General features: G+C 65.2%; 10 protein-coding genes. 5 read left to right on the top strand and 5 right to left on the bottom strand.

Features of this window, described 5'->3' with window-relative positions; genetic code table 11:
* Positions 1 to 9 precede the first annotated feature (9 nt).
* Positions 10 to 1,551 (top strand): DUF1254 domain-containing protein, encoded by a 1,542-nt coding sequence (locus SB764_RS03940; RefSeq protein ID WP_110328178.1) that lies wholly within the window; start codon positions 10 to 12, stop codon positions 1,549 to 1,551.
* Positions 1,552 to 1,619: 68 nt separating this feature from the next.
* Here the strand turns inward: SB764_RS03940 and SB764_RS03935 are convergent, their stop codons facing one another.
* Positions 1,620 to 2,741 (bottom strand): porin, encoded by a 1,122-nt coding sequence (locus tag SB764_RS03935; protein WP_410862720.1) that lies wholly within the window; start codon positions 2,739 to 2,741, stop codon positions 1,620 to 1,622.
* Between the two features lie 281 nt (positions 2,742 to 3,022).
* Complete coding sequence (locus SB764_RS03930; RefSeq protein WP_080180442.1) at positions 3,023 to 4,435, bottom strand: PLP-dependent aminotransferase family protein; 1,413 nt, start codon at positions 4,433 to 4,435, stop codon at positions 3,023 to 3,025.
* 191 nt (positions 4,436 to 4,626) lie between these two features.
* Here SB764_RS03930 and cyoA point away from each other — a divergent pair, with 191 nt between their 5' ends.
* Genes cyoA through cyoD form a run of 4 tightly spaced genes read left to right on the top strand, consistent with a single transcriptional unit; the run spans position 4,627 to position 8,657 of the window.
* Positions 4,627 to 5,655: a ubiquinol oxidase subunit II gene (gene cyoA, locus SB764_RS03925; protein ID WP_080180443.1), complete on the top strand. Its 1,029-nt coding sequence runs from the start codon at positions 4,627 to 4,629 to the stop codon at positions 5,653 to 5,655.
* Positions 5,656 to 5,661: 6 nt separating this feature from the next.
* Complete coding sequence (cyoB, locus tag SB764_RS03920; RefSeq protein WP_065065745.1) at positions 5,662 to 7,653, top strand: cytochrome o ubiquinol oxidase subunit I; 1,992 nt, start codon at positions 5,662 to 5,664, stop codon at positions 7,651 to 7,653.
* Between the two features lie 3 nt (positions 7,654 to 7,656).
* Entirely contained in the window at positions 7,657 to 8,277 is a 621-nt protein-coding gene (gene cyoC, locus SB764_RS03915; RefSeq protein WP_065065746.1) for a cytochrome o ubiquinol oxidase subunit III, read from the top strand.
* The gene (cyoD, locus tag SB764_RS03910) at positions 8,274 to 8,657 is read left to right on the top strand and encodes a cytochrome o ubiquinol oxidase subunit IV (RefSeq protein WP_065065747.1); all 384 of its coding nucleotides are present in this window, start codon (positions 8,274 to 8,276) and stop codon (positions 8,655 to 8,657) included. The genes cyoC and cyoD overlap by 4 nt, the downstream gene beginning before the upstream one ends.
* A gap of 106 nt (positions 8,658 to 8,763) precedes the next feature.
* Here cyoD and bfr read toward each other — a convergent pair whose 3' ends face one another.
* From bfr to SB764_RS03895, 3 genes are all read right to left on the bottom strand, one after another.
* Positions 8,764 to 9,240: a bacterioferritin gene (bfr, locus tag SB764_RS03905; RefSeq protein WP_065065748.1), complete on the bottom strand. Its 477-nt coding sequence runs from the start codon at positions 9,238 to 9,240 to the stop codon at positions 8,764 to 8,766.
* A 169-nt stretch (positions 9,241 to 9,409) separates the two neighbouring features.
* Positions 9,410 to 10,636, bottom strand: a complete 1,227-nt coding sequence (locus tag SB764_RS03900) for a helix-turn-helix domain-containing protein (RefSeq protein ID WP_322007672.1) — start codon at positions 10,634 to 10,636, stop codon at positions 9,410 to 9,412.
* Positions 10,637 to 10,867: 231 nt separating this feature from the next.
* Entirely contained in the window at positions 10,868 to 12,004 is a 1,137-nt protein-coding gene (locus SB764_RS03895) for an NAD(P)-dependent alcohol dehydrogenase (RefSeq protein WP_110328175.1), read from the bottom strand.
* Positions 12,005 to 12,027 lie beyond the last annotated feature (23 nt).

The following is a 12,027-nucleotide window of genomic DNA, read 5'->3' as shown; positions in this document are numbered from 1 at the left end:
AGGAGACGGATGACGACCTTGAACACTTCCCTGCGCGGTCTCGCGCTCGCGGTTGCGCTGGCGACGCCCTGCATGACGTGGGCGCAAGCCGCGCCTGACACGGCACCGGACGCCGCACCTGTCGCCGCGCGCTATGGCGAACTCGCGAATCTGCCGTTCCCCGGCGGCTTTCCGGCGCCGCAATCGGTCCAGACGCTGCAAGACGAATGGCTGTTCCAGCGCGCGGTCCAGACGTATATCTGGGCCATTCCCGCGCTCAACGTGTACGCGATGAAGGAAGGCTCGGAACGCAAGTTCGGCGCGGGTTACAACGTGCTGCCGATCTTCAAGGAACGGCTCGACGCGCGCACGCAGATCACCACGCCGAATTCGGACGTAATCTACGCGCTCGGCTATCTCGACGTGGGCAAGGACGGCCCGATGGTGATCGAGGTGCCGCCCGGCCTGCAAGGCATTCTCGACGACTTCTTCCAGCGCCCGATCTGCGGGCCGAAGCTCGAAGGCCATGTGATGTGCGGCGACGTCGGCCTGCCCGGTCCCGACAAGGGCAAGGGCGGCAAATATCTCGTGCTGCCGCCGGGTTACGACGGCCCGGTTCCCGAGGGCTATTACGTCTATCGCTCGCGCACGAACGGCGTGTTCGTGTTCTGGCGCGGCTTCTTCAAGAATCCGAAAGCACTCGCGCAACCGGTCGGCGTGCTGGAGCAGACGAAGATCTATCCGCTCGGTCAGCAGGCGAATGCGAAACCCATGCAGTTTCCCGACGCGTCGGGCGTGCCCATCAACATGCTGTATCCGACCGATGGCAGCGCGTTCGACATGCTCTCGCGTTTCATCGACAGCGAGTATCCCGATCCCGCCGACATGGAAATGCGCGGCATGGCCGCGAGTCTCGGCATCGTCAAGGGGCAGCCGTTCAAGCCGGACCCGCGCACGCGCAAGATCCTCGACGACGCCGCGCGCACGGCCGCGAAGATGGCGCGCGTGATTGCCGTCGCGCCGCCCGCGAACACCTATGCGCAGAAGTGGTATCCGGACCGGCAGTGGCTCAACGTGTTTCCGGGCAATGCGGAATTCACGTCGCCGACCTTCAACTACATCGACATTCGCACCGGCTTCTTCACCTACGCGTACTCGGCAAGCCCGGGCATGGCCGTCAGCATGGTGAACGTGGGCGCGAAATATCCCACGGCGTTCAAGGACGCGCAGGGCCGTTTCCTGACGGGCGAGCACACCTACAAGCTGCATCTGCCCGCGGGCATTCCGGCGCATATCTTCTGGTCGGTCGCGGCCTACGACGCGTGGAGCGCGTCGGGATTGCAGAACGGCCAGGCGTTCCCGTCGATCAACACGATGGACGAGCCCGCGAAGAACGCCGATGGTTCGATCGACATCGTGTTCGGACCGAAGCAGCCCGCCGACGTCAATGTGAAGAACTACATCCGCACGCTGCCGGACAAGGGCTTTTTCGTGATCCTGCGTTTGTATGGCCCGACGCAGCCGTTCTTCGACAAGACCTGGAAGCCCGGCGACATCGAACGCATCGACTGAATCGATAAACCCAGCATAAGAAAAGCGGCCCGCAAGGGCCGCTTTTGCCTTTAACGGAGTGAAGCGGTTTAGAAGCGATGCGTCATGCCCACCGCGCCCATCGCCTGCTTGGTGCCGCCTTCGGTCACGCTCACGCCCGGCCAGCTCACGGTGGCCGTCCCGTTGTTCTTGAAATAGCCCGCGCGCGCATACAGGCTCGTGCGCTTCGAGATCCAGTGATCGATGCCGATCTGGAAACCCGGCGTGTTGTCGTGCGCGCCGCGCACGTTGCGATAGAGCGCAGCAAGCTGGATTTCGTCGATGGAGGTGGCCTGAATCGTCGCGCCCACTTCGGCGATGCTCATCGAGTGCGCGGAGCCGAGCCGCGCGGTGAACGAACCCGGCGCAGGTTCGCCCTTCGGCCGGTTATACGAGTAGTTCGCCTGCAGATTGACCGGGCCGATTCGATACGCGAGCGCGGCAACGAAGTGCTCGGTGTTCATCAGGTCGATCGAGGCGGGCAGCGATGCGTAGCGCGCCGTGCCGCTGTGCTGGTAGACGTACGCGAGCCCCGCGTAGAGCCCGCCGCCCGTGAAGTTCACGCCGAGGTTCAGCGTATTGCCGAACGTCGACGGCACCGGTTGCGTGACCGTTTCCGAAAAACCGTACACGGTGTAGAGCTGCACGCCGCCGATCCGCGGCGTCTGATAAAGCACGGAGTTGCTCAGGCGCGCCGAGTCGTACTGCGTCGACAGCGTGTTGCGATCGACGGCCAGCACGTAGGACGCGAATGGCGAGAGCCCTTCGTTGACCTTGAACGGATCGGTCGGATACACCACGCGGAAGCTCGAATCGTACTGACGGCCGAACGAGAGCGAGCCGTATTTTTCGTGCTTCAGGCCCACCCATGCCTGGCGGAAGAAGAGCTTGCTGGTGTCGGCGTAGAGTCCACCGTTGTTGAGGTTGAAGCCCGTTTCCACGTTGAACTGCGCAATCAGGCCGCCGCCCAGATCCTCGGTGCCTTTCAGGCCGAACAGCGAACTCGTCGAGCCGCCGCTTTTGAGCGCGACGGTGTTCTTGCCATCGTTGCTCAGGTACTGCATGTAGGTATCGGCGACACCGTACAGCGTCACGCCCGATTCGGCGGCCGCCGCGCCGCTTGCCGCCACTGCGAGAGCAATCCCACACCACCCATGCCTGCGCACGCGCATGTCTGTCTCCTCTTTATTTATGTAAGCATCATGAAATTAGAATGACCGTGCTAATTAAAGGGGTGTCGAAATTAGCTGTCCACTGCATTCTTTTCATGAGGAGATTGCAAAGCGTGCATGAGAAAGACGCACCGGTGCGCGTCTGCGGCCGGGAGCACATCCTGGCGTGAGGTGCAGGGCGAGGAAGACAGGCGCGGCATCCAAAGCCGGCGCATACATCGCGCGCGGGGGAGCGCTTTGCCTGTGGCGCGCTGGCCGCGACCCGCGCGCCACAGATGGCGTTAGACGATCACCTGCGATTGCGCCGAGCGGTTGCTCGCGAGCAGCGTGGAGAGACGGCGCAGCGCGGCCTGAAGCTGGCTGCGGTCGGCGGTGGCGCCCAGCGAGATGCGGATCGCGTTCGCCGTGCCGGGGCCTTGCTCGAACGCCGTGGACGGCGCGACCGCGAGGCCCTCGATGTTGGCCGCCGCCGCGAGATCGCGCGCCTGCCAGTAGCTCGGCAGCGCGTACCAGAGATGAATGCCTGCGCCCGCCGACGAGCCCAGCGTCTGCGCGGCCATGCGCTGGCGTTCGTGCGCCTCGGCGCGCACGCCGTCGAAGATGCGCGCGGCCGTGCCGTCGGCGATCCACTGCATCGCGAGCGCGTTCGTCAGCGGTGCGGCCATCAGCGAAAACGTGCGCAGCGCGGCCAGGAAGCGCGCGTGCGACGCCACGTCGGGCATCACGAGGAAGGCCGTGCGCAGACCGGGCGAGAGCGTTTTCGAGAGCGTCGAGAGATAGCAGACCTGCGACGGCGCGAGGCGCGCGAGCGGCGGCGGGGCGTCCGGGGCGAAGCGCCAGTAGGGATCGTCCTCGACGATGCGCACGTCGTAGCGCGCCGCCACGCGCAGGATCTCGCGGCGGCGCGACTCGGGCATGGTCGCGGCCGTGGGATTCTGCAAGGTCGGATTGAGATACAGCAGACGCGCGCCGTGCGAGCGGCAGGCGGCTTCGAGCGCGTCGGGGCGCATGCCGTCGGCGTCGGTGTCGATGGCTTCGAGGCGGCGCCCGAGTTGCGCGACGGCGTGCGGCAAGCCCGGATAGAGCAGCGGCTCGGCGAGGATCGTGTCGCTGGGCGAGGTGAACGCGACGAGCAGCGCCGCCAGCGCGGCCTGCGCGCCGGGGCAGACGGCCACGCGCGCGGGATCGACCGGCCCGAGCGCCGGCGCGAGCCAGTTGGCGGCCGCCGTGCAGTCGGCCGCGCCGCCGCCGCCGACGTGATAGGTCATCAGCAGGTCGGCGTCGCTGCGCAGCAGCAGGCGCGACAGTCCTTCGCGCAGCAGCGCGTTGGTGTCGATGCCCACGGGCGGCGGCGGGATGTTCATGCTCAGATCCACCCGCTGCGCAAGCTCCGCGCGCGGCGCGGACACGAAGGTGCCGAGCGGCCCGCGCGCCTCGATCAGCCCGCGCCGCCGCGCCTCGTTGAACGCGCGCGTGATCGTGGTGAGATCGACGCCGAGCAGATTCGCCAGCACGCGCTGCGCGGGCACGCGGTCGCCGGGCGCGAGCGTGCCGTCGGCCACGGCGCGCTCGATGAAGTCGACGAGCTGCACATAGCGCGGGCCGCTGCCGCGCGCGAGCGCCGACGCCCACGGCGAGGCGGCGGTATCGGTATCCGGGTTGGAATCGGCGTCGTTCCGGGTGGATTGCGTCATTGGGCCTTGCGTCATCCTGCCGCACATGTATGTGTCATGTCTTACTCTAGCATGCGGACACGAATCGCGTAAATCCATACATATGGTGCATGTATGGCCACTGCCGCGGCGGAGCCTGACCAAAGCGGCGGGGCATTCCGGGCACGCGCTGTATCGACGGGTTTGCGCGTTCGTCAACCCTGGAACCCGACATGCGCCAAACCCTTTCTCGAAGAGGACCGTCCTTTGAAGGCGGCCCGCCGCAGCCACACTCCACCCACTCATCCCGTTTTCACCCCCGCATAAGCAGGCCGTTACGCGCCGCCGCGACCTTTGCCGCGAGCGGCGCGCTGGCGCTGCTCGGCGGCTGCAGCTCCGTGCTGATGGACCCGAAAGGCGACATCGGCGTGCAGGAAAAGAACCTGATCCTGATCGCCCTCGGCTTGATGCTGCTGGTGGTGATACCCGTGATCGCGCTCACGCTGTGGTTTGCGTGGCGCTACCGCGCGTCCAACACGGGCGCGACCTACGCGCCGAAGTGGTCGCATTCGACCGCGATCGAAGTGGTCGTGTGGTCGATTCCCTGTGTGATCGTGCTCACGCTCGGCGTGCTGATCTGGCGCACGACGCACTCGCTCGATCCGTACAAGCCGATCGAATCGCAGACCAAGCCGATCCGCGTCGACGTCGTCGCGCTCAACTGGAAGTGGCTCTTCATCTATCCCGATTACGGTGTCGCGTCCGTGAACCAGCTGGCGATTCCGGTGGACACGCCCGTGTCGTTCCGTCTGACCGCCGAGTCGCTGATGAACTCGTTCTTCATTCCGCAACTGGGCAGCCAGGTCTATGCGATGTCGGGCATGGAAACGAAGCTGCATCTGATCGCGAACGAACCCGGCGTCTACGCGGGCCGTTCGGCGGCCTTCAGCGGACCGGGCTTCTCCGACATGCACTTCGACACGCTCGCCACCAGCCGCGCCGATTTCGACGCGTGGATCGCCCGCGCCCAGGCCTCGCCCGCGATGCTGAGCCGCGGCGCGTACGAGCGCCTCGCGATCCCCGGCGAAAAGACGCCCGTGACGCTCTATTCGAACGTCGCGCCGGGTCTGTTCGAAGGCGTCGTCGACAAATACATGCGCGACGTTCACGGCAACCCGATTTGCGGCACCGGCGCGAACGTGCCGGCGCTCACCCTCGAACGTAGCGGCGCGCGCGCGCCCGCCATCCTGGCAGCGGAGTAATCACACATGTTCGGAAAACTCACGCTCGATGCCGTACCCTGGCACGAGCCGATCATCATGGGCACCGGCGCCGTCGTGGCGCTCGGCGGCCTGCTCCTGCTCGCCGCGATCACGCTCGCGGGGAAGTGGGGCTATCTGTGGCGCGAGTGGATCACCTCGGTCGATCACAAGCGCATCGGCGTCATGTACATCATTCTCGCGATCGTGATGCTGCTGCGCGGTTTCGCCGACGCGATCATGATGCGCGCGCAACAGGCGCTCGCATACGGCGACGCGGCCGGCTATCTGCCGCCGCATCACTACGACCAGATCTTCACGGCGCACGGCGTCATCATGATCTTCTTCGTGGCCACGCCGCTGATTCTCGGACTGATGAACGTGGTCGTGCCGCTGCAGATCGGCGCGCGCGACGTCGCGTATCCGTTCGTGAATTCGCTGTCGTTCTGGCTCTCGGTCGTAGGCGCGATTCTCGTGATGGTCTCGATGTTCGTCGGTGACTTCGCGGCGACGGGCTGGGTGGCGTATCCGCCGCTCTCCGAGCTTGGCTACAGTCCGACGGTGGGGATGGACTACTACATCTGGTCGTTGCAGGTGTCGGGTCTGGGCACGACGCTCTCGGGCATCAACTTCATCGTGACGATCCTGCGCATGCGTGCGCCGGGCATGAAGCTCATGATGATGCCGGTGTTCGTGTGGACCGCGCTCATCACCAACATCCTGATCGTCGCGGTGTTTCCGGTGCTCACCGGCACGCTCGCGCTGCTCACGATGGACCGCTATCTCGACATGCACTTCTTCACGAACGAGCTTGGCGGCAACGCGATGATGTACATCAACCTGATCTGGGTGTGGGGCCATCCCGAGGTGTACATCCTGATCCTGCCCGCGTTCGGTGCGTATTCGGAAATCATCGCGACGTTCTCGGGCAAGCCGCTGTTCGGCTACAAGTCGATGGTGTACGCGACGTCCTCGATCGGCATTCTCTCGTTCTTCGTGTGGCTGCATCACTTCTTCACGATGGGCTCGGGCGCGAACGTCAACGCGTTCTTCGGCATCATGACCACGGTGATCTCGATCCCGACCGGCGTGAAGCTGTTCAACTGGCTGTTTACGATGTATCGCGGCCGCATCCGCTATCACAGCGCCACGCTCTGGACCATCGGCTTCATGGTGACGTTCGCCGTGGGCGGCATGACGGGCGTGCTGCTGGCCGTGCCGGGCGCGGACTTCGTGCTGCACAACTCGCTGTTCCTCGTCGCGCACTTTCATAACGTGATCATCGGCGGCGTGGTGTTCGGCTGCCTCGCGGGCATCAGCTTCTGGTTCCCGAAGGTGTTCGGCTTCACGCTCAACGAGTTCTGGGGCAAGGTCTCGTTCTGGTGCTGGCTGATCGGTTACTGGCTCGCGTTCACGCCGCTCTACATCCTCGGCTTCGAAGGCATGACGCGCCGCATGAACCACTACGAAGTGGCCTCGTGGCATCCGTGGCTCGTGGTGGCGCTGGTTGGCGCGGTGTTCGTCGGCCTCGGCATTCTCGCGCTGGTCGTGCAGATCTACGTGAGCATTCGCGACCGCGACCTGAACCGCGACGTCACCGGCGATCCGTGGGACGGCCGCAGCCTCGAATGGTCGACGTCGTCGCCCGCGCCGTTCTACAACTTCGCCGTGATGCCGAAGATCACCTCGATGGAACAGCACTGGGACAACAAGGAAGCGGGCACCGCGTACAAGCAGGCCGAGCACTACGAAGACATCCACATGCCGCGCAATACGGGCGCGGGCTTCATCATCGCCGCGTTCAGCCTGCTGTTCGGCTTCGCCGCGGTGTGGCACATGTGGCCGTTCGCGGCGGCCGGGCTGATCGGCATGATCGTGACGTTCATCGTGCGCAGCTATGACCAGGACGTCGATTACTGGGTGCCGGCGGCGGAAGTCGCGCGCATCGAAAACGCGCGCTTCGCGCAGCTCGCGGAACTGGACATCAAGGAGGCTGCGTAAGTCATGGCGCACGCTGCAACTACACCTCACGCTCAGGGACATGAGCACGGGCACGATCACGGCCACAGCGACAACACCAAGACGACGCTGGGTTTCTGGATCTACCTGATGAGCGACTGTCTCATCTTCGCGACGCTGTTCGCCACCTTCGGCGTGCTCGCGAATGCGACGGCAGGCGGACCGGGCGCGAAGGAACTGTTCGAACTGCCGTACGTGCTCGGCGAAACGCTGCTGCTGCTCGCGAGCAGCGTGACGTTCGGCATGGCGATGCTCAACCTGCACGCAGGCAAGCGCGCGCAGGTGATCGTGTGGCTCGCGATTACGTTCGCGTTCGGCGCGGGCTTCGTCGGCATGGAAGTGAACGAGTTCGCGAAGCTCGTCGCCGATGGCGCGGGTCCGCATACGAGCGCGTATCTCTCGGCGTATTTCACGCTGGTCGGCACGCACGGTCTGCACGTGACGGCGGGTCTGCTGTGGATCGCGATCATGATGCATCAGACCTTCAAGTTCGGTCTGACCGATACGATCCAGCGCCGTCTTGCATGCCTGAGCCTCTTTTGGCACTTTCTCGATCTCGTGTGGATCTGCGTGTTTACCTTTGTCTATCTGCGAGGTGTGCTGTGAGCCATTCCCATGTTAATCATGCAGTCCCGCAGAGCGGACACGGCGATGGGCATGGCAGCTTCAAGGGCTACATGATCGGCACGGTGCTGTCGCTCGTGCTCACGCTCGCTTCGTTCGGCGTGGTGATGTTTCATCTCGTGCCGCCCGCGATGGGACTCGTGGCGATCGTCGTGCTGTGCGTCGCGCAACTGGTCGTGCAGCTCGGCTACTTCCTGCATATTGGATCGTCGCGCAGCCAGCGCGCCAACACCGGCATTTTCATCTGCACGGCGTTTCTGATTGCGGTGATCGTCGGGCTGTCGCTGTGGGTCATGCACAACGCCAACGTCAACATGATGCCGACGCATATCAGCGTCGATCGGGCGATGGCGCACGACTGACGCGCTGCCGTTCGTCGAGTGTGAAAAGCCCCGCGCGGTGTTGGCCGCGCGGGGCTTTTTTGTGTTGACAGGCGTGGCGCGGTGGTACTGGCCCTTGCAGCGAGCGCTAGCTGACCGAGCCGATGCTCGACTGCTGATAATTCTCGATGCCGATCTTGTCGATCAGTCCGATCTGGGTTTCGAGCCAGTCGATATGATCTTCGGTGTCGTCGAGAATCTCGACGAAAATCTCCCTCGACACGAAGTCGCGAACAGACTCGCAATAGACGATGGCTTCCTTACATTGCGCCTGCGCGATCCGTTCGAGCTTGAGATCGCATTCGAGCGCCTCGCGCGTGCTCTCGCCAACCAGCAACTTGCCGAGATCCTGCAGATTGGGCAGACCGTCGAGCATGAAGATGCGCTCGATCAGTTTGTCCGCGTGCTTCATCTCCTCGATCGATTCGTCATACTCATGCTTGCCGAGGGCGGTGAGCCCCCAGTGTTTGTAGAGCCGTGCGTGCAGGAAATACTGATTGATGGCCGTCAGCTCGTTCTTGAGTTCGGCATTCAGATATTCGATAACCTTGGGGTCGGCTTGCATGACGCTCTCCTGACGGACCAGTGGACGCTCGTGCGCATAGGACGAGGATAGACAGTCAGCGCGACGAGTGCGCGAACGACGGCATTAACAAGACGTATTCGCAGTCATCACGGCGCGCAACCGGCGAGGGGGCGTTGCGCGGGCAACACGCGAGCCGAACTGGCCCCGATCATGCGCCGCTTGCGTGCGGGTCGTCGCTAACCATGCCGGTTTCGCGCAACTGCCGGAGGCGCGCGTAGACGGTCGTGCGCGAGATGCGCAATTGTCTTGCCACGGCGGCCACATTGCCGTTGTGATCGCGCATCGCTTGCTGTACCGCGCCGAGCGTATGTTCTTCGAGACTCGCGCCGGTTTTCGCCGCGTCCTGCGCGCCGACGGGTGGCGCGATATCCGAATGATCGCCCGTGAGTCCGGCCCCCGCACGCCGCGCCGTGCTGCGATTGAGCGGCGCGCGCGCGTACTGCATCCACACATGGCTACCGTCCGCGCGTGCAATGCGCTGCGGGCCGCGCTGGGGTTTCAGCAGACGCCCGAGCAGCGCGGGCGGCGCGTCGTCGAACAGATCCTGCAACGACCGAAGCGCCAGCGGCGCGCCATGCGGCAGGCCGAGAATACGCCGCGCCATCCGGCTCGCCGCGCGCAGATCACCGTTTTCCTCGACCGCCAGCACGCCCGCGAGCGGCGTCGCGAGCCAGCGCGGATCGTGCTGCACGCGCAGCAAGTGGCAGCCGCGCAGCGTCGCGAATAAACGCTGTTCAGCGGCGAGTGCGGCCAGCCGGAACTGCTCCTTCACCTGCGCGAGATCGCGCTGGCCGGTGCCGGTGAGATCGAGCGCGCCGATCACTTCGCCATGCAGCCCGAACAGCGGCACCGCGAGACACGACACGCGTTCGAACTGGTCGAGATAATGCTGGCCGTTTGCGACCGTCACTTCGATGCCTTCGTGCAGCACGCAGCTCGGCGCCGTCGTGCCGATATGCGATTCGAGAATGCGCCGCCCGGCGATGATCGGCAGGATCAGGTCGTCGTCGCAGGCGGGACTGCGGCGCGCGTGCACCACGGTGCCGTGTGGATTCACGCAGAAGATGGTCCAGTTGTCGCCGCCGAAAGCGTCCCAGAGCTGCTCGATTTCGTCGACGATGCAGCTGTAGAGCCGCCGGTCTTCGTGCGATTCGCGCACGCTGCGCGTGCCCTTGAGCAGCTCGTATTCGGGCGCCTGCCACGGCAGCACGCCCGCATCGCGCGAACGCGCCCAGGAGCGCGCCACCGATTCGGGCAGCAGGTTCGGCATGAGCGCGGCGGGCAGTTGCCCGCCGTCGCCGAAACGCTCGCGGGCCGAATGCAACTGCGCGAGCGCGCTGGCCTGGACGGTTTCCGTCGCGGACTTGCGATTCATGCGGGCTCCCGTCGTGGCATGGGGTCGAGCGGCAAAAGAGGGGGAAACGAAAGGACAGTCGGCGGGACAGTCGGCGCGGCACGTGAGGTGAACATTGAGGGCGCCATGCCGTCCGTCCGGGCCGTTGCCGCGCACGCGGAGCGGCAACGGCGCACTGATGCGAGGATACCGCAGCGGGCGCGGGCACGGCGCCGCGCCCGCCATCACCCGCTGCGGCAACGTATCGAAACGTCAGGCGTGCGTGAAGCGCAGGATCGGCTTGAGCGTGACGCCGCGCTTGCTGTCCTCGGCGGCTTCGTTGATCTGCTCGACCGGATAGAACTTCACGAGCTTGTCGAACGGAAAACGCCCTTGCCGATACAGCTCGACGAGTTGCGGAATGAAGCGTTGCGGCACGCTGTCGCCTTCCACGATGCCGCGAATCGTGCGGCCGTTCAGTAGCAGACTGTTGATGTCGAACTCCGCCTTGGTGCCGAGCGGCGGCGCGCCGACCACGCCGATCGCGCCCAGCGTGCCGAGCGATTCGATCGCACCCGACAGCACCTGCGCGATGCCCGTCGATTCGAGCGCGAAGTTCACGCCGCCGCCGGTGATCGCGCGGATCGTCTCGACCACGTCGCCTTCGCGGCTGTCGATCGTGTGCGTCGCGCCCAGCTCCTTCGCCAGTTCGAGCCGCGAGGGCACGATGTCGATGGCGATGATGGTGGTCGCGCCCGCCACGCGCGCGGCCATCACCGCCGAGAGGCCGACCGCGCCCGCGCCGAAACTCGCGAAACTGCTGCCCGGCGTGACCTTGAGCGAGTTGATGACGGCGCCCGCGCCGGTCTGGATACCGCAGCCGAGCGGCCCGAGCAGTTCGAGCGGCGCGTCTTTCGACACCTTGATCGCGTTGTTTTCGCGGGCCAGCGCGTGGCTCGCGAACGACGACTGCGCGAAGAAGTGATCGTGCAGCGGACGGCCTTCTTCGTCCTCGATGGCGGTGTGGCCCTCGAGATCGGCGCCGCCGAAGTTCAGGCCGAAGAACTGGCTGCAATACGCCCCGTGACCGCCCGCGCAGGGCTGGCAATGGCCGCACGCGCCATAGGTCAGCACGACGTGATCGCCGGGCTGGAGGTTCTTCACGGCGGGGCCGACCGCTTCGACCACGCCCGCGCCTTCGTGGCCGAGCACGGCGGGCAGCGGCACCGGGTAATACTGGTCGCGCACGATCAGGTCGGTGTGGCACAGGCCGGTGGCCACCACGCGCACCAGCACTTCGTCGTCTTTCGGGCCGCGCAGGCGCGCTTTCTGGATTGTGAACGGCTCGCCCTTGCCGCGCGCGACGGCGGCCGTGACGGTGCGGCCCGTGTTGGCCGATATCGTAGTCATAGCGTGTCTCCTTGTGTCGATGG

The organism is Paraburkholderia sp. SIMBA_027 (genome assembly GCF_046535315.1).
In the GTDB taxonomy this organism is placed as follows: domain Bacteria; phylum Pseudomonadota; class Gammaproteobacteria; order Burkholderiales; family Burkholderiaceae; genus Paraburkholderia; species Paraburkholderia tropica.
This window is presented reverse-complemented; position numbering and strand designations above follow the sequence as displayed.